The sequence below is a fragment of the Streptomyces rishiriensis genome (assembly GCF_030815485.1).
GTDB classification, from domain to species: domain Bacteria; phylum Actinomycetota; class Actinomycetes; order Streptomycetales; family Streptomycetaceae; genus Streptomyces; species Streptomyces rishiriensis_A.
The window spans coordinates 6,359,979-6,378,497 of sequence record NZ_JAUSWV010000002.1 but is presented as its reverse complement, the minus strand read 5'-3'; the positions used below and the strand labels follow the sequence as shown (position 1 = coordinate 6,378,497).

Sequence of the window (18,519 nt, the reverse complement as noted above, 5' to 3'; positions counted from 1 at the left end):
CGCCCAGGAGGGCGACTACCTGATGATGACGCTCATGTGGACGTCGGCTGCGGTCATCGGGCCCCAACGGAGTTCGCCCGCGCCTCGCAGCCGACGCCGCCCCTCCCCCCGCCGACGAGAGGACACGGGCGGCGGCCGAGCCTGATCGCGGCGGCTCCACCGGTCGTGCTCCCGGCCCTGACGGGCACGGAAGTGACGGCCGGCAGCGCGGGTCCTACCGGCGCCCCTTCACAGCGGGCACCTCAGCTGCCGCCGAGGACGGACGCGAACAGATCCCCTCGCCGATCCAGCTCATGACGTTGCGTCAGGCCGCGCCGCCGCAACGGACACGACGGCTCAGGCGGCCGTGCGCGTGAAGCGGAGCGTGGTGGTGATCGTCGTCAGGCCGCCCATCATGCCGAGCTGGTTCAAGGTGATCCCGAACTCGTTCCGGTCCACGGTGAACGTGGCGTCCAGGGTGACCGCGTCCGCGTCCACCTGACTCAGGCGAGCGGTGAAGTCCTGCGGGCGGCTGACACCGCGCACCGTCAGCTGGCCGGACACCTTCACGGACCGGTCGGCGCCGAGTTCGGCGGCGCGCACCGCGAAAGTGATCTCGGGGTACGTCTCCACGTCGAAGAAATCCGCGCTGCGCAGGTGCGTGTCCCGCTTGGCGTTCTTGGTGTCGACGGAGGCCGCGTCCAGGACCAGGGTCCCGCTGACGGTTCCGTCGGCGGCCACCTCGCCCCCGCCGTTGACGGTGGCGAAGACGCCCTTGACGGTGACAAGGCCCCATACCGACTTGTGCTTCAGGGCGACGGTGGAGGCGCTCGCGTCGAGCTGCCACAGTCCGGTTTCCACAGCGACGGTCATGGTCGTTCTCCTCGGTGTTCCAAATTTGGATAAGCGTCGTGGTCACGCTAGCGGGTTATCCAAATCTGAACAACAGGTCGTGCAAATTTGGACCAGCGATACACTCGAGCCATGGCAGACTCCCCTGAACACCCCGCCGACCTGCCCGCATGTCCGTCAGCGCAGGACGCCGGGGCCGGCCTGCTGCCGCCCGAGCTGCGCGGCTGGATGTTGCTGCTGGCGGCGACCGGAGCGGTGGAGCAGCGACTGCGGTCGGTGGTCAAGGAGCACCTCGACGTCTCGCACGACGAGTTCCTGGTCCTGTGCCTCCTGGCGGAGCAGCCCCAGGGCGGCCTCCGCATGACCCGCGTCGCGGAGCTGCTGGGGCGGCCCAAGACCCGGCTGACGTACCAGGTCGCGTGCCTCCAGCACGTCGGTCTCGTCACCCGGAGGTCGGTGTGCGGGGACAAGCGCGGGGTGGAGGTGGCCCTCACCGACAAGGCCCGGACCAAGCTCCAAGAGGCGTCCGGCGCCCTGGCCGAGACGGTGACAGGGGCGCTGGCCCACGTCATAGGGCCCGAGCACCGTGCCGCGATGAGCGGGCTGATACCTAAGGCGGCCGCGGGCTCGGACCCGGAGTCGACCCCGGAGCGGGAGCCGGAGCCCCAGTACGAGCCTGCGACCGCCTCGGACTGAAGACGGCACCCCACCCGACCCCCATCACTTCCACCGGCCCCCGCGGCCCCCGCATCCCTCGGGCGGTGACGACCGCCGACCTCTGGTCCGACGGTCGCCCTCTTCACGCCGCCGTGAAAAACATGGGAGGCACAATCCGCCGAACGCCGGACGCCGGACGCCGAGTGCCCGGATGCCGGACGCCCCACCGGCGGAGTTCCGAGAACACCACGGCGGGGCAAGGCAAGTCGGCAGCAGGGGCGACAGACGGGCCGTCCTGGCCCAGGGGACGGCCCCTTCAGCCGGAGACGGGCCGCCCTGGCAGGTCCCCTCAGCCGGAGACGGGCCGCCCTGGCCGAAGGCAGGCCGTTCTAGCGGGAGGCGTCGGAGTACTCCTCCGAGGCTGCGGCCTCCTCCGACCGCTCCGCGCCCTCCGCGCCCTCCGCGCCCTCCGCGCCCGCGGCAGCCTTCCGGCCGGGCAGGACCGCGAAGACGACCAGCGTGCCGACGGCCATGATGATCCCGCCGACCAGGCTGGTCTGGGCGACGCCGTGTGCGAACGCCTCGTGCACCGCCTCGACCAGGACCTGCGCCTGCTGCGCCCCGCCGGCGGGGTCCTTCGCGACCTGTTCGGCGACCGCCAGGCCGCCGCCCACCGAGTCCTTGGCGGTCTCCATCGCGGCGGCCGGAAGGTTGCCGCCGACCAGATCGGTCAGCTCGTCGCGGTACGCGGTGCCCAGCAGCGAGCCGAGGATCGCGATGCCGAGCGAACCTCCCAGCTCCAGGGCGGTGTCGTTGGCGCCGCCTCCGACACCCAGCTCACTCTCCGGGAACGATCCCATGATCGTGTCGGTGGCCGGGGACACACTCAGGCCGATCGCGAAGCCCAGCATCATCATCGGCGCGAGGAAGTCCGTGTACGTCGATCCCATGTCGACGCGGGTGAGCAGGAACACGCCCGCGGTGCCGATCACCATGCCGGACACGACCATGGCCCGCACGCCCAGCTTCGGGGTCAGCCGCCCGGTCACCGCGGCGCCGACGAAGACCGCACCGGCCAGCGGCAGCAGCCGTACGCCGGTCTGCAGCGCGTCGTAGTCCAGAACGAACTGGAGGAACTGGGTCGAGTAGTAGATCGCCCCGAAGGTGCCGAAGAAGAAGAACAGCACCGCCAGCATCGAACCGCCGAAGGGCCGCAGCCGGAACTTGCGGACGTCCAGCATCGGATGCGGATGCCGCAGCTCCCAGGCCACGAATCCCACCAGGCCGACCGCGGCGACCACGGCAGCGGTGATCGGCCCGGCGCCCCAGCCGAAGTGCGGACCCTCGATGGTCGCGTACACCAGTGAGCCGACGGAGACGATCGACAGCAGACCGCCGATGTAGTCGATCCGGCCCATGCCCGCCGCCTTGGACGGCGGGATCAGTGCGAGCGCGCCGACGACGGCGACAAGCGCGATGGGCACGTTGATCAGGAAGGTCGAGCCCCACGCATGGTCCTGGAGCAGCCAGCCGGCGACCAGCGGACCGACGGCGATGGCCAGCCCCGAGGTGGCCGTCCAGGCCGTGATGGCCTTGGCCCGCTCCCGCCGCGGGAAGATCGCGACCAGTAGCGACAGGGTGGCCGGCATGACGACCGCGGCACCGACACCCATGATCGCGCGGGCCGTGATGACCATGTCGGTCCGGTCCACCAGGCTGCCCATCACCGAACCGCCCGCGAAGACCAGCAGCCCGGTGATGAGCGCGCCGCGACGGCTGTACTTGTCGCCTATCGACCCCAGCACGAGCATCAGCGCGGCGTACGGGACCGTGTAGCCGTCGATGACCCACTGGAGGTCGCTGCTGCTCAGGCCCAGGTCCGTGGTCATGTCCGGCGCGGCCACGATCAACGAGGTGTTCGCCATGACCACGATGAGCAGGCTCAGGCAGAGCACGATCAGCGCCGACCAGCGCTTGGCGTACGGCCCGGTCATCTTCTCGACCGGTGTCTTGACGGGGAAGGGCATGGGGGGCTCCTAAGAGGACGAGTTAATTGCCCGTTGATGTGCAGACTAGTTTGTTGCCCACAAGTGTGCAAATAGTTCGATGGCCTGCCCAGCGCCCCTGACCGACGGGAGGCGAAAGGACCGGCGGCCAGCCCCCGCGCGAGCCGCGGCGCCGTGGCCGCAGCGCCGCGCACCTCGCCCACCCCGCCCCCTGCTCGCCGCGCCCGCGGTCTGGCCCGAGAGCTGGACCTGGTGGCGACCCGTGGCCACCGAGCCACGGCACCGACAGCGGCCTCGCAGAGACCGCCGGGACCGCCGGGACCGCCGAGACCGCCGAGACCGCCGAGACCGCCGACGTCACGGGTGCCCTGGCAAGCTGTGCCCTCACCTCGCGCAGGGTGAACGACCGCTTTTGTGCTCCGTCGGCGAAGACCCCCTCCCCAAAGAGCAGTTGAGGGTTCCGGCTCAGGTACGAGAGCGGCGCGTCCACGAAACGACCGAAGGGCCCGGCACCCGCCACAGGCGGCGACCGGCCGCCCCCACCATCACCCTTGCCGCACGGCTCACGCTGATCCTGATGCCCGTCCCGCTCGACCGTCCCGTGCGGCCGGCTCATTCGACCGGCTCATGACGGCGCAGGTGGATTCACGCACCGCGAAGACGTGCCGGTGGACTCATGCACCGCCAAGGCGTGCCGGTGGACTCCCGTACCGCGAAGGCGTGCCAGGAGGGCATCGGCACCCTGGCTCACGCCGAGGCACGAGCGCGGGTTGCCGTCTTCTGCCCTGACGCGGGTGGCTGAGCACAGCTGCGGGCACGTACGGCGGGTGAATATCGCCGTCCGCGACATCCCACCGACGGGTCGGCCCGTCAGCTGCCGCTGCTCGAACTCGACCTACGACCGGACGGTCCGACCAGTCACGACCAGGGCACGACCAGGCACGACCAACTACGACCGGACCCGACGACGACAGCGAGGCGCCGACCCGCTCAGCAACGGCGACTGCCTGCGCTGCCTGCCCTGTCGTGTCCTGCTGCCCCTGTCAGGGCCTGTGAGCGCAGAGCGGCGTGAGCGCAGAACGGCAGGCGGAGGCAGGGAACCTTTGGCGATCCGGACGCTTCAGGCGCCCGGCTCAGCGACGCTTGCGGCCGCCGACACGATCTCACCGACCACGGACCGTGCCCGCTCCTCCGACACCCCCGCCGCGACGAGTGTCACGACGGCCGTCCGGGTCCCGTCGTCCTCCAGCGCCCCGGTGTTGACCTCCTCCAGCAGCGCGACCTGCATCGCCTCGAGCCCCGCGCTCAGCACGGCGGGCGGCAGCTGCGTGTGGAAGACACCGTCGCGCTGCCCGCGCGCCAGGATGGCGGTGACCTCGTCGCGGGCGGGGGCGAGGATCTCGGCGACCCGCTCGTCGCCCAGGTCACGCCGGGCCAGCGCCAGGAGCAGCCGATAGCGGTCGCCCACCGGCCAGATCGTGTGCACGAAGTGCGCCAGCGCCCGCTCGGCCGGCTCCTGCGGTGCCGACGCGACCGCCAGCGCGCCACGCAAAGCCTCGGACGCCTCTTCCGCGAGCGCCTCCAACAACGCAGCACGTCCGGGAAAGTGACCGAAGAGAGTCCGTCGTACGACGCCGGAGGCGCGCGCGATCTCCTCCAGGGTGACGTCCGGGTTCCGGCCGAGTTCCTGCCGGGCCGTGGCCAGGATGCGCGCCCGGTTGGACCGCGAATTACGCCGCTGCGGCTCGCGGGCCACGGAGTGGGTCACGGGGAAACCTCGGATGGTTCGGTACGGACGAACGAACGACGGGCGCCCATTGTGGCCGATCTTCGCCGCGGGGGCGACTCGGGTGCGGCCCGACCCCGACCCGCGTGCGACCGGACATCAGCGCAGCGCCTGACCGACACCGACGTGAGACCGACGGCCGCTCTCAGACAGCGGCACCAGACCGACGGCCCCGCCCTGCCCCGCCCGCCCTGCTCAACGGCATCCGCCCCACGGCGCCGCCCCGCCCCACCCACAACAGCATCCGCCCCCGGCCGCATCCCAGCGACAAGAGGGTCCCACCTCCAACAGCCTCAGACGGAAGCCGTTTCCCCGTGTCCCTGCCACGGCCGTGCCAGTCCGACGAGGGCGAGTACCGCCCCCGTGGCGGCGATCAGCATGATGAGGGCCATCGGCAGGGAGCTGTCCTCCCCGAACAGCCCCACCAGCGGTGAGGCGAGCGCTCCGAAGAGGAACTGGAGGCCGCCCAGCAGCGCGGACGCCGCTCCCGGCGCCATCCGCCCCACCGACTGCCCGATGCTCATGCCGCTCGGGAAGACCAGCCCTACGCCGGCGGTGGTCACGAACAAGGTGACCCATGTGCCCACGAGGCTCTCCCCCACGGACAGGACCACCAGAACCTGCCCGAGTGCGCCCGCCAGCACGACACCGACCCCGGCGGCGAGCAGGGTGTTCAGCCGTACGCCCCGCCCGGCGAGCCGGGCGAAGACCGCGCCGGCGAGCAGCATGCCGACCGCGTTCGTGGCGAAGATGAGGGAGTACGTCGTCGAGGAGACGCCGTGGAGGTTCTCGAAGACGAAACTGGAACCGCTGATATAGGCGAACAAGGCTGCCGCGACGAGGGCGACGGCCAGGACGTACCCCATGAACGCCCGGCGGCCGAGCAGCGTTCCCATGGCACGGAACGTGTTCAGGAACCCGCCGCTGCGACGCCGCTCGGGCGGCAGGGACTCCGGCACCCCGCGCACCACGGCAAGTACCAGCAGTCCGCCCAGCACCGCCAGCACGGCGAACACCGCACGCCAGGTGGAGACGCCCAGGATCGCCCCGCCGAGCACCGGCGCGGCGATCGGCGCCACGCCCATGACCTGGGAGAGCACCGCGAAACGGCGGGGCAGTTCGGCACCGTCGAACCGGTCGGTGAGCACGGCCCGGGCCAGCACCATGCCCGCCGCGCCGGCCACGCCCTGGAGGAAGCGGGCGCCGGTCAGCAGACCGACGTTCGGGGCGACGGCGCACACCAGCGAGAAGAGGACGAACCCGGTGGAGCCGGATATCAGCAGCCGGCGCCGCCCGAGCCCGTCACTGAGCGGCCCGATCAGCAACTGCCCGACGACCAGCCCGGCCAGGAACGCGGTCATCGTCAGCTGCACGGCCGAGCTGCTCGCCCCGAGCGCGTTGCCCATGGCCGGGAAGCCCGGGACGTACATGTCGGTCGCGAGCGGGGCGACCGCCGTCAGCGCACCGAGGACGGCGACGAGGGCGACGGCCGAACGCTCGCGCGGGGCGGGGCCGGGAGCGGTGGCGGTGGCGGTGGCGGTCGGCACAGCGGTGGCACGGGAGGATGACGGGGGTACCATGAGTAAAAGATAACCAATAGTTCACCAGCTAACAAATTGCCGCGCAGGTCAGAAGGCGAGCCGCATGCCCACCTCCCCCGCCTCCCCCGCCGACGTCCGTGCCCAGTGGGCCGCTCACAACCCGGGGCTCGACACCTCACCCATGGAAGTGGTGGGCCTGCTCAAGCGCGCCACCGGTCTGCTCGACCGCGCCGTCGAACCGCTCTACGCGGGCGCCCCCCTCACCGCCCCCGAGGTCGACACGCTCATCCCCCTGCGTCACGCCACCGACCCGGTGATCGCCCGCAGCCTCGCCGAACGCCTCGGGCTCTCCCGCGCCGGCGTCAGCAAGACCCTCGCCAAACTGGAGCGGCGCGGTTTCATCACCCGCACCCCCAATCCCGCCGATCGCCGCGCCGCCCTGCTCGTCATCACCGAGTCGGGCGCCAAGGCCGTCGACGACCTCTTCCCCCGCCAACTCGCCGCCGAGGTGGATCTGCTGGCAGGCCTCGGGGACGACCGCGAGTGGATTCTCAGGGCGTTGGGACGGCTGGTGGAGACGATGGAGGGCCAGGGACGCCACGGCTGAACCCGGTTTTCCGGCCACGTGATGGCCGGGCCGGGCCGGCCGGGCTGAGGGGGCCGGACTGAGGGGGCCGGGAGTCCCGACGGAATCCCGTCTTCGCGGGAGACGCCTTCCGGCCCGGGCGGGCTTCACCAGAACCGCTCGCTTCTCCCCGCGCGTCCTGCTCTACGGTGCCTTCAGTCACCTACGCCCGGGGAGGGAACCGTGCAGCAGCCGAAGGCGGCACTCGCCGAACGCATCGCCGAGCGGAGAAGGGGAGGCGACGACCCGCGTGCTCTGGTCGGCGAGATGCGGCGCTCGGTCCTCCTGGTGCCCATGGCCGACGGAGGTCTCTGGTCGGTGCGTTCGGGCGGCGTGCGGTGGATCTGCGGGTTCACCGACGAGGCCGCGCTGGCCCGGTTCGCGCTGCGTCACACGCGCGGTGACCAGCCCATGGACTACGCGGCGCTGCTCGGCGCGCGCATCGTCGACGACATCGTGCCCACCCTGGGCGAGCCCGCCGGCCTGGCCGTCGACATCGCCACCGAGGACGGGTCGATGTTCTTCCCGCCCGTCGTCGGCATCGTGCCGGAGGCCGTCGCCGTCGACGCCGCCGCGGCGGGAGAGGGGGCGCGGTCATGAGCGGTGACGAACCGGACCTGCGGCTCGACAAGGCGTCCGTCGCCAAGTTCACCCAGGGTGTGGGCGCGACCATCGACCAGCTCGGTGAACTCGGCGGCGCCACCGGATCGGTGATGGGAAAGGGTTTCTCCGAACTGGCGATGACGGGGATGGAGGCCGGGCACCACGGCCTCGCGGTCGACTTCGAGGACTTCTGCGAACGTTGGGAGTGGGGCGTGCGTGCCCTGGTGCACGACGCCAGCGCGCTCGCCGACCGCCTCGGCCTGGCGGCGGGCACCCAGTGGGAGCACGACCAGTACGTCGCGGCCACGCTCAAGGTGGGTGCCAACTCCCTGTTCGGCGGGAACCCGCACGCAAGTGAGGAGGAGATCGCCCAGCAGAACTGGGGCGACATCTTCACGCCGGACTACTTGGACCCGGACTGGAGCGCCGAGTCGTTCGACAAGGCCGGCCAGGACATGGAGCAGACCTGGAAGGACACCGGCCGCACCGTTCTCACCGAGGGTCACGGCGGTCAGCAGTCGCAGGTGCTCAACGACGCTCTCGGCATCTCCGACGACCAGTGGAACCAGGCGCTGGACGACACCTTCGGCCCATCGCCGGAGGAACGCGCCCAGCAGGAGCAGCAGGGTGAGTCCGGGGGGAACTGACGGTGGGTATCGGCGACTTCATCAGTGACATCACGCCCGACTCGGTCGAGGACGCGGTCGAGGACGGCGTCGAGTGGGTGGGCAACCGGGTCGAGGACGCGGGCAACTGGACCGCGGACCGGCTGGACGACGTCGGCTGGAAGTCCGGCGCGGACTGGGTGCGGGAGCAGTCCCGTTCGGTCGCCAACCGGTTGGGCGCCGAGGTCGACGAGATGGACCTCGGGCAGACCGAGGACAAGACCAAGCTGATCTACGGCAGCCCGAGCGAGATCACCTCCACCGCCGGGAAGCTCCGCGCCTTCCAGTCGGCCTTCGACAACGCAGGTGACGGTCTCAAGGGCCTCGACTCGTCCCGGCTCAAGGGCGAGACGGCCGACGCGTTGCGCACCGCGGTGAGCACCCAGCCGCCCAAGTGGTTCACCGGTGCCGATGCCTGTGAGAGGGCGGCCGCCGCGCTGGAGGCGTTCGCCGGCACGGTCACCTGGGCGCAGGGACAGGCGCAGACGGCGATCGACAAATGGAAGGAGGGAGTCAAGGCCTCCGAGGACGCCGCCGACGCCCACCGCAAGAAGGTCGACGACTACAACGGCGCCGTCGATCGCTACAACGCCCAGCCCGCCGACCGGCGCGACCCGGCCTCCCTGCCGCCGAAGCCCGCGGCGACGTTCGACGACCCCGGCAAGAAGCTGATGCAGGAGGCCCAGGACGTTCTGGCCGAGGCCCGTAAGCAGCGCAACTCGGCGGCGGAGACCGCGCGCACGGCAGTGCGCGCCGCCCGCGACATGGCCCCGCAGAAGCCGTCCTACACCGAGCAGTTGGGCGACGGACTGCAGGAGCTTCAGCTCATGGGCGACCACGTCGGCGGCGGCGTCGTCAAGGGCACCGCGGGGCTGCTCAACTTCGTCCGCGGCGTCAACCCGCTGGATCCGTACAACATCACGCACCCGGCCGAGTACGCCACGTCCCTCAACAACCTGGCCGCCGGCCTGGTGGTGGCCGCCAACGACCCGGTCGGCACGGGCAAGCAGATGATCAGCGACTTCATGAAGGACCCGGCCGAGGGCTTCGGCCGGCTGCTGCCCGACCTCGCTCTGACCGTGGCCACCGGGGGCGGGGGCGCCGGGGTGAAGGCCGTGCGCGTCGCCGAGGAGGCCGCCGACGCCGCGCGGCTGCGCCGCCTGGTCGACGACGCCCCGGAGGGGACCCACAGCCGACCGGACGGCGAGCGCCCCACCGACGGCACCGACCCGGTGGACCTCGCGTCGGGCCGGATGTTCCTGCCCCAGACCGACCTGGAGATCCCCGGCATCCTGCCGCTGGTCTTCACCCGCCGTACCGAGTCGGGTTGCACGGCCGGCCGCTTCCTCGGGCCCGCCTGGACGTCGACCGTCGACGAACGTCTGGAGATCGACGCGATCGGTGTCCTCCACGTCACCGCCGAGGGACTTCTCGTGCCGTACCCGCACCCGGCCCCCGGCTCGCCCACCCGCCCCGAAACGGGCCGCGCCCGCACGCTGCTGGCCAGCGACAGCGACGGCGGCTATACGGTCACTGCCCTCGACAGCGGCCTGACCTTCCACTTCACGGCCCCGTCGGGCGGCGAACCGGGGGGCGACGGCGTCGCCTGGCTGTCGGGCGTCAGCGAACGCAACGGCCACGCCGTCGACGTAGACCGGGGCGAGGACGGAGTGCCGCTGGCCCTGGTCCACTCGGCGGGACACCGGGTGAACCTGTCCGTCGCCGACGGCCTGGTCACCGGCCTGTCGCTGGCCGGCGGCGGCGAGGGCGGGGCTGATCTGCCGCTGCTGAGCTACGGCTACGAGGACCGCGACCTGACCACGGTCACCAAGCCGTCGGGCGCCGTCACCACGTTCGTCTACGACGACCGCCGCCGCGTCATTGCCTGGATCGACTCCAACGGCAGCCGGTACGACTACGTCTACGACGACCGCGACCGGGTCGTGGCGGAGGGCGGCGAGGCCGGCCACGTCCAGATCACCCTGTCCTACACCGAACCGGACGCCGCGACCGGTCACCGAGCGACGGTCCTGACCACCGCCGACGGCCGGGTCACCCGGCACCTGTACGGCCCCGGCTGCCGTCGGCTCGCCCTCACCGACCCGCTCGGCCACACCACCCGGTTCGGCTACGACAGCGGCGGCAACCTCGTGACCCGCACCGATCCGCTGGGCCTCACCACGGTCTTCGCCTACGACGAGGAGGGGCGCGTCGTGTCCGCCGTCCGCCCGGACGGCAGCGAACTGCGCACGGTGCGCGGTCCGTTCGGCCTGCCCGTGGAGGTCATCGGCTCCGACGGCACCCGCATGGTCCACGCGTACGACGAACGCGGCAACCGCACGGCGGTCACCGACCAGGCCGGCGCCACCACCCACTACACCTACGACGGGTCCGGTCGGCTCACCTCGGTCACCGACGCCCTCGGGGCCACGACACACGTGGTGTGCGACGCGGCGGGGCTGCCCGTGGAGGTGACCGACCCGGCCGGGGCCCTCACCCGCACGGAGCGGGACGCCCTCGGCAGACCGGTGCGCGTCACCGACCCCATGGGCGGCGTCACCCTCCTGGAGTGGGCCGCCGACGGACAACTCGCCCGGCGCACCGGCCCTGACGGCGCCGCGCAGTCGTGGACCTACGACGGCGAGGGCAACCTGCTCTCCCGCACCGACGCGTCCGGTGGCGTCTCCCGCTTCGAGTACACCCACTTCGATCTGCCGGCCGCCCATACCCGACCCGACGGCGCGCGCTACGAGTTCGAGCACGACGCCGGACTGCGCCTCACCCGCGTCACGAACCCGCAGGGGCTGACCTGGACCTACGAGTACGACGCCGCCGACAACATCGTCTCCGAGACCGACTTCGACGGCCGCACCCTCACCTACCGGACGGACCCGGCGGGCCGGCTGGTCGCCCGCGTCGACGCACTCGGCGGGACCGTCTCGTTCGCGCGCGACCGACTCGGCCGGGTGGTCGCCAAGGACGTCGACGGCCAGGTGACGACGTACGCCTACGACCGGGCCGGGCGCCTGCTGGAGGCCGTCGGCCCGGACGGTGAACTGCGCTACCGGTACGACCGGCGCGGACTCACCAAGGCGGAACTCGTCGACGGCCGGGCCGTCCTGTACGCCTACGACGTCCTCGGCCGGCGCATCCGCCGCACCACGCCCACCGGTCACGTCACGTCCTACGCCTACAGCGCCGATGGGCTGGCCCACAGTCTGACCAGCGGCGGTCACCGGATCGACTTCACGCACGACGCCGCCGGCCGCGAGATCGCCCGCGTCTTCGGCGACGCGATCACCATGACCTCGGCCTGGGACGAAGCCGGACGGCTCACCACGCAACGGATCACCGCCGGGGGCCTCGACGTCAACGGACGCGCCTACTCCTACCGCGCCGATGGCCGACTGACCTCTGTCGTGGATGGGCTCTCGGGCTCCCGCACCTTCGATCTCGACCGCGTGGGCCGAGTCACCGCCGTCCACGCCCGGGGATGGACCGAGCGGTACGCCTACGACGACGCCGGCAACCAGGCCTCGGCGTCCTGGCCCTCCGGCCACCCCGGCCACGAGGCCACCGGACCGCGCGCCTACACCGGCACCACGCTCACCCGCGCCGGAGACGTCCGCTTCGAGCACGACGCCCTCGGCCGGGTCGTCCTGCGGCAGAAGACCCGCCTCTCCCGCAAGCCGGACACCTGGCACTACACGTGGGACACGGAGAACCGCCTCACCGGCGTCACCACCCCCGACGGAACGCGGTGGAGGTACCGCTACGACGCCCTGGGCCGCCGCACCGCGAAACAGCGCCTGACGGCCGACGGCGCGAGCGTGGTGGAGGAGGTCCGCTTCACCTGGGACGGCCTGAATCTGTGCGAACAGACGAGCCACCACCCGGACGCCCCGAACACGGTCGCCCTCACCTGGGACCACCGCAATGTCGTCCCGCTGGCGCAGACCGAGCGCATCCTCACGGCCGACGGCCGCCAGGAGGAGATCGACCGCCGATTCTTCGCCATCGCGACGGACCTCGTCGGCACACCGACCGAACTGATCGATGAGACGGGCGGCATCGCCTGGCGCACCCGGAGCACGCTCTGGGGCACGACGGCCTGGTCCCGTGACAGCGGTGCCTACACCCCTCTCCGCTTCCCCGGCCAGTACTACGACCCCGAGACCGGCCTCCACTACAACTGCTTCCGCCACTACGACCCCGAGACCGGCCGCTACACCTCGCCGGACCCCCTCGGTCTGGCTCCCGCCCCGAACCCCCTCGCGTACGTGGACAACCCGCACAGCGGCTGCGACCCGCTGGGCCTCATGCCCAAGTACACGAAGGAGGAGAAGGCGCAGAAGCGGGTCGACAAGATCCTGGACGACATCGCCGAGAGGGCTCAGAACGGTGAGATCAACAAGCATCCCAAGTACCACGGGGAGACGAGGCACGGCTTCACCGACGAACAGGTCCTGGAGATCCTGAAGAACCCGGACGCCGTGTACCAGTCATCGGGACAGGCAGGGAACTTCATCTTCCGCAAGGACAACGACATCGCCGTGGTCTACGGTCCCGGCTCCAAGCAGGGTCAGGCCATCACGGCCTACGGAGACTCGGGCATCAAGGGCCCGTCCGGCGCGGACGCGCTCGGTGGCAGTCCGACAGACCCCGGCGCTCCGGTGACCCACGAGGACATCGTGCAGGGCAGGATTCCCACCGAGGACGGCTACCTGGCCCCGGCGAAGCAGATCAGATGAGGCAGGAATGACCACGAAACTGTCGTTCGACGGCGACTGGCGCGCAACGGTGACGGACGATCCGCTGCCCATCACCCCCCGCTTCACGGGCGACTCCGTCGATGTCGCGCGGTACGCGGACGTGCAGGAGCGCGAGCGGTTCCTCGCGCGTACCTTCGGCAGCCAGGACCGGCTGTGGGACACGCCCGACGTCCTCAGGTTCGACCCGGACAGCCGGAAGCTGGTCGGGGTCGAACTCCAGATGCCGTACGTGTCCGCCGACGCCGAGACCACCACCCGCCTTCCCGTCCTGCCCGACGTGCGCCCGGGCGGGCTCCGCGCGGACGAGGTCCGGGACTTCCGGCACGAGACCTGCACGGTGCTGTGCCGCGCTCCTGGGGACGCCGTACTGATCTGTCTGCGCGACCTCGACGTCCTCGACGAGCCTCTGGAGGCCCGCATCGGCATCGCCCCCGACGTGGCGCTGCTCGTCCAGCACGGCGCCGTCGCCGGTTGGAGCCTCACCGACCCCGCGCGGTACCTGACCACCACGTACGCCGACCCCGACCCCGCCCCGCCCTCGCCCGCCACCCGCCGCCTGCTCACCGAATGCCTGGACCTGATCACCACGCCGCTGATCGACGACGTGATGGACGCCGAACCACCCGCCCTGGCCCGCCTCCGAGCCGCCGACGCGGCACTGCGCGCCCAACGCGAGGACCGACACCGCGCCGACGCGCTGCACGCGCTGATCGCCACGCTGGTCAAGGATTACGGAAACGGATGACGGTCGGCCGTGAGGCCGAGGCGCCGGCCGCACCCGCCCTGATGACCGCGGCGTCACGAGGTGGCGCGCAACGCCTCACTTCCACCGCGCGGTCAGGCCCCCTCGGCCACCGCCTCCAGAATCGCCACGCACTCCACGCGATGCGTCATCGGAAAGACGCCAGCCGGAGCCGCAGCCGGGAAATCGCAGGGCAGGTAGGTTTTTGCGCCTCACCGGAGAGTCCGCGAGCGCCGCGGCGTCACGTCCGGACGCTCCATGAGCGCTGCATCCCGACCGGCGCAGGCGGGATCGTCGCCCTTGTCGCCGACTCCGGGTATCTGGACAGTGAGGGCGCGGTCGGCATGCGCCTCTATTTGCGCGAGGCCGCCGACGAGGGCTGGATCATCGGCCTCTCAGAACGAGCGTCATGCGAGCGTCAGCAGCCCGAGGAGCGCACGGACCCGGCTTGCACCGCTGTCGCTACACCCGCCTGGATCCGCCCCCCAGGCCGGGCGGCCTTCACAGGCGATCGCCACCGTTCACCCGTCGGACGAGCGGAAACAGGTCGGGTAACCGGCGAATCCCGCAAAACCGCAGCTCAGGCGTCCTTCTTCACCGGCTCCAGGATCGCCACGCACTCCACGTGATGCGTCATCGGGAACAGGTCGAAAGCGCGAAGCGTGCGGACCCGGTATCCGCCGTCCCTGAAGTACGCCAGGTCACGTGCCAGCGCCGCCGGGTCGCAGGCGACGTACGCGATCTTCCGGGCGCCCAGCGAAGCCAGGTGCTCGACCGTCTTCTTGCCCGCGCCCGCGCGCGGCGGGTCGAGGACGATCAGGTCGACCTCGGTGATCCCGGTGCGCGGCAGGACGGCCTCGACCTTGCCCTGCTCGATCCGCACCCGCTCGAACCCGGCGAGGTTGTGCCGGGCGTCCTCCACGGCGCGCTTGCCGGACTCGATGCCGAGGACCGCGCCCTTGTCGCCGAGGCGGTCGGCGAGGGCGCCCGCGAAGAGGCCTACGCCGCAGTACAGGTCGAGCGCCATGTCGCCCTTGCGCGGCAGGAGGCCCTGCATGACCGTCTTGACGAGGGTGTCGGCGGCCTGCGGATGGACCTGCCAGAAGCCGCCGCTGCCGACGCGGTAGGTCCGACCGTCGGCGCGTTCGCGCACGAACGCCCGGCCGTGGACGCGGTGGATGCCGCCGTCGTGCTCCTCGACCCGCATGACGGAGACGGGCCTGTCCAGCTCGACGAGGGGAAGTCGGGCGCCGGGACGGGGCTCCAGGATCACCATGCGGTCCTGGGAGCCGGTCGCGGCGATCGCGTCGACGGACGCCATACCGGACCAGTCGCGGTCCTCGATGCCGAGCTCGCTGACGCCCGGCGCCGCGATCATGCAGTGCTCGATCGGCTCGACCTCGTGCGAGCGGTGGCGCCGCAGGCCGGCGTTGCCGTCGGCGTCGACCGCGTACTGGACGCGGGTGCGCCATGCGGGCACCTCGCCGGGGGGCAGCTTGTCGCCCTCGGCCGGCATGACGGTGCCGTCCCAGCCGGCCTCCTCGGGCGTGAGGCCCGCGAGCCGCAGCAGCTGCTCGGCGACCACCTCGCCCTTGAGGCGGCGCTGGGCGCCCGGCTTGGCGTGCTGCCAGTCGCAGCCGCCGCAGCGGCCGGGTCCGGCGTACGGGCAGGGCGCCTCGACCCGGTCCTTGGACGCCTCCAGCACCCGCACCGCGTCCGCGCGCAGATACCGGGCCCCCTCCTCGCCCTCGGTGACCCGGGCCACGACCCGCTCGCCGGGCAGCGTGTGCCGGACGAACAGCACCTGGCCGGCCTCCGTACGGGCGATGCAGTGGCCGCCGTGGGCGACGGGGCCGATCTCGACCTCGTACTCCTGCCCGACGAGCGACACCGCCTGCGACTTCTTCGGTTCTGCCTGCATGGCGGGGTGACTCCACAACGTCGAACGAGGAACGGCCGGACAACAGCCCACCAGTCTACGTGGCTGCCGCCCGGCCGTTCACCATGCGCCGGGGCGAAGCCCGAGGGCCGCCCGGCGCGACGGTCAGTTCTTCGCGTCCGGCTTCGAGGAACCCGGGGCGTTCCCGGAGCCGGAGCCCGACGGCTCCTTCGGGCGCCCCTCCTGCGCGGGACCGCGCCGCACCGCACCCGGAGCGTTCCACTCCGAGCGCCTGCGGGCCCGCTTCTTGGCCGCTTCGGAGGACTGGAGCTGGTACGGGACGGAGGTGACCATGACGCCCGGCGTGAACAGCAGCCGGCCCTTGAGCCGGAGCGCGCTCTGGTTGTGCAGCAGGTGCTCGTACCAGTGGCCGACCACGTACTCCGGGATGATCACCGACACGGCGTCGCGCGGCGACTCCTGGCGCAGGCTCTTGACGTATTCGATGACCGGCCGTGTGACCTCGCGGTAGGGCGAGTCCAGGACCTTCAGCGGTACGTCGATACCGCGTCGCTCCCACTCGTCGCGCAGCGTCTTCGTCTCGGCCGGGTCGACGTTGACGGTGAGCGCCTCGAGGGTGTCGGAGCGCATCAGCTTGGCGTAGGCGAGGGCGCGCAGCGTCGGGCGGTGGATCTTGGAGATCAGCAGCACCGAGTGGACGCGCGAGGGCCGGACGGTGTCGTCGCTGGGGCCCTCGGGCGCGGCGATCTCCTCGGAGACACCGTCGTAGTGGCGGCGGATCGCGCTCATCGTCCCGTAGAAGATCACCATGCCGAGCAGGGCGACCCAGGCGCCGTGCGTGAACTTGGTGACCAGGACGACGATCAGGACCAGGCCGGTGAAGAAGGCGCCGAAGGTGTTGATCGCGCGGGAGCGGACCATGTGGCGGCGCTTGGCCTGGTCGGTCTCGGTCGCCAGAAGGCGGTTCCAGTGCCGGACCATGCCGATCTGGCTGAGGGTGAACGACACGAACACGCCGACGATGTACAGCTGGATCAGCCGCGTGGAGTCGGCGCCGTAGATGATGACCAGCATCGTCGCCGCGCCGGCGAGCAGCACGATGCCGTTGGAGAAGGCGAGACGGTCGCCGCGGGTGTGCAGCTGGCGGGGGAGATAGCGGTCCTGGGCGAGGATCGAGCCGAGCACCGGGAAGCCGTTGTAGGCGGTGTTCGCCGCCAGGAACAGCACCAGGGCGGTGGCCGCCGCCAGGACGATGAAGAGGAAGCTGCCCTTGCCGAAGACGGCCTCGGCGACCTGGGTGATCACCGGGTTCTGGACGTAGTCGGCGCCGACCGCGGTGCCGTCCTTGAGCAGGTCGACGGCCGGGTTCTCGGCCATCCGGACCTTGGTGAACAGGGCCAGCACGATGATGCCGCAGAACATGGTGACGGCCAGCAGGCCCATCGCCGCGAGGGTGCTCGCCGCGTTCTTCGACTTGGGCTTGCGGAAGGCGGGGACGCCGTTGGAGATCGCCTCCACGCCGGTGAGCGCGGCACAGCCGGAGGAGAAGGCGCGCAGCAGCAGGAACACCAGGGCGAACCCGGCCAGGCCCTGGTGCTCGGCCTTGATGGTGTATTCGGCCGTCGGCGCCCGCATGGTGTCGTCGAGCACGAGCCCGCGGAAGGCGCCCCAGGCGATCATGATGAAGACGCCCGCGACGAAGACGTAGGTCGGGATGGCGAAGAGCTTGCCTGACTCCTTGACGCCGCGCAGGTTCATCAGCGTCAGCAGCACGATCACGGCGACCGCGCAGGCCACCTTGTGCTCGACCACGAACGGGATCGCGGAGCCGAGGTTCTCGATGCCCGAGGCGATGGAGACGGCGACGGTCAGGACGTAGTCGACGAGCAGCGCGCTCGCGACGGTCAGGCCGGCCCTGGGGCCGAGGTTGGTGGTGGCCACCTCGTAGTCACCGCCGCCACTGGGGTAGGCGTGGACGTTCTGCCGGTAGGAGGCGACCACCGTGAACATCAGCACGACCACCGCGAGGGCGATCCAGGGGCTGAAGTGGTAGGCCGACACGCCCGCGATGGACAGGACCAGCAGCACCTCCCCGGGCGCGTAGGCCACGGAGGACAGCGGGTCGGAAGCGAAGACGGGCAGGGCGATGCGCTTCGGCAGGAGCGTTTCTCCGAGCCGATCACTGCGCAGTGCGCGCCCGATCAGAATCCGTTTGGGCACGTCGGTCAGTTTGGACACAACAGAGGATCGTAGGCCTTCGAACACGGGACCGCCCACCCTCCCCCGGCCTCAGCCGGGTGATGGTGTTCCGCGTCTGCCTCCCGGGTGAAATCGGCCATGCCCGCGCTGCGGATTCCGTGACCGCACCGATCCCCATGCCTATATGACAAT

The 18,519-nt window shown here is 71.3% G+C and carries 12 protein-coding genes; 6 read left to right on the top strand and 6 right to left on the bottom strand.

Annotation, left to right across the window (positions count from 1 at the left end; all coding sequences use genetic code 11):
• Positions 1-336 precede the first annotated feature (336 nt).
• The gene (locus QF030_RS30880; RefSeq protein WP_307165848.1) at positions 337-852 is read right to left on the bottom strand and encodes a YceI family protein; all 516 of its coding nucleotides are present in this window, start codon (positions 850-852) and stop codon (positions 337-339) included.
• 111 nt (positions 853-963) lie between these two features.
• Between QF030_RS30880 and QF030_RS30875 the strand changes: the two genes are divergently transcribed.
• On the top strand, positions 964-1,527 hold the full coding sequence (locus tag QF030_RS30875; protein ID WP_307165847.1) for a MarR family winged helix-turn-helix transcriptional regulator: 564 nt from the start codon (positions 964-966) through the stop codon (positions 1,525-1,527).
• A 350-nt stretch (positions 1,528-1,877) separates the two neighbouring features.
• Here QF030_RS30875 and QF030_RS30870 read toward each other — a convergent pair whose 3' ends face one another.
• The 3 genes from QF030_RS30870 to QF030_RS30860 form a co-directional block, all read right to left on the bottom strand.
• On the bottom strand, positions 1,878-3,515 hold the full coding sequence (locus QF030_RS30870) for an MFS transporter (RefSeq protein WP_307165846.1): 1,638 nt from the start codon (positions 3,513-3,515) through the stop codon (positions 1,878-1,880).
• A gap of 1,099 nt (positions 3,516-4,614) precedes the next feature.
• Positions 4,615-5,262, bottom strand: a complete 648-nt coding sequence (locus QF030_RS30865) for a TetR/AcrR family transcriptional regulator (protein ID WP_307165845.1) — start codon at positions 5,260-5,262, stop codon at positions 4,615-4,617.
• A gap of 311 nt (positions 5,263-5,573) precedes the next feature.
• A complete protein-coding gene (locus tag QF030_RS30860) occupies positions 5,574-6,860 on the bottom strand; it encodes a multidrug effflux MFS transporter (RefSeq protein ID WP_307165844.1) in 1,287 nt (428 codons plus the stop codon).
• Between the two features lie 64 nt (positions 6,861-6,924).
• Here QF030_RS30860 and QF030_RS30855 point away from each other — a divergent pair, with 64 nt between their 5' ends.
• The 5 genes from QF030_RS30855 to QF030_RS30835 all read left to right on the top strand — a co-directional run bounded on the left by QF030_RS30855 (position 6,925) and on the right by QF030_RS30835 (position 14,231).
• Positions 6,925-7,428: a MarR family winged helix-turn-helix transcriptional regulator gene (locus QF030_RS30855; protein WP_307165843.1), complete on the top strand. Its 504-nt coding sequence runs from the start codon at positions 6,925-6,927 to the stop codon at positions 7,426-7,428.
• Positions 7,429-7,629: 201 nt separating this feature from the next.
• The gene (locus QF030_RS30850; protein WP_307165842.1) at positions 7,630-8,046 is read left to right on the top strand and encodes a hypothetical protein; all 417 of its coding nucleotides are present in this window, start codon (positions 7,630-7,632) and stop codon (positions 8,044-8,046) included.
• The gene (locus tag QF030_RS30845; RefSeq protein WP_307165841.1) at positions 8,043-8,696 is read left to right on the top strand and encodes a hypothetical protein; all 654 of its coding nucleotides are present in this window, start codon (positions 8,043-8,045) and stop codon (positions 8,694-8,696) included. Before QF030_RS30850 ends, QF030_RS30845 begins: the two co-directional genes overlap by 4 nt.
• A 2-nt stretch (positions 8,697-8,698) precedes the next feature.
• Positions 8,699-13,465 (top strand): putative T7SS-secreted protein, encoded by a 4,767-nt coding sequence (locus tag QF030_RS30840; protein WP_307165840.1) that lies wholly within the window; start codon positions 8,699-8,701, stop codon positions 13,463-13,465.
• Positions 13,466-13,472: 7 nt separating this feature from the next.
• Positions 13,473-14,231: a hypothetical protein gene (locus QF030_RS30835; RefSeq protein ID WP_307165839.1), complete on the top strand. Its 759-nt coding sequence runs from the start codon at positions 13,473-13,475 to the stop codon at positions 14,229-14,231.
• Between the two features lie 577 nt (positions 14,232-14,808).
• On the opposite strand, the gene QF030_RS30830 is transcribed toward QF030_RS30835, so the two are convergent.
• Both QF030_RS30830 and QF030_RS30825 read right to left on the bottom strand, forming a co-directional pair.
• Complete coding sequence (locus tag QF030_RS30830) at positions 14,809-16,149, bottom strand: class I SAM-dependent RNA methyltransferase (protein ID WP_307165838.1); 1,341 nt, start codon at positions 16,147-16,149, stop codon at positions 14,809-14,811.
• Between the two features lie 123 nt (positions 16,150-16,272).
• Positions 16,273-18,366 carry an APC family permease gene (locus QF030_RS30825; RefSeq protein WP_307165837.1) on the bottom strand — a complete coding sequence of 698 codons (2,094 nt, stop codon included), beginning with the start codon at positions 18,364-18,366 and terminating at the stop codon, positions 16,273-16,275.
• Positions 18,367-18,519: the final 153 nt, after the last annotated feature.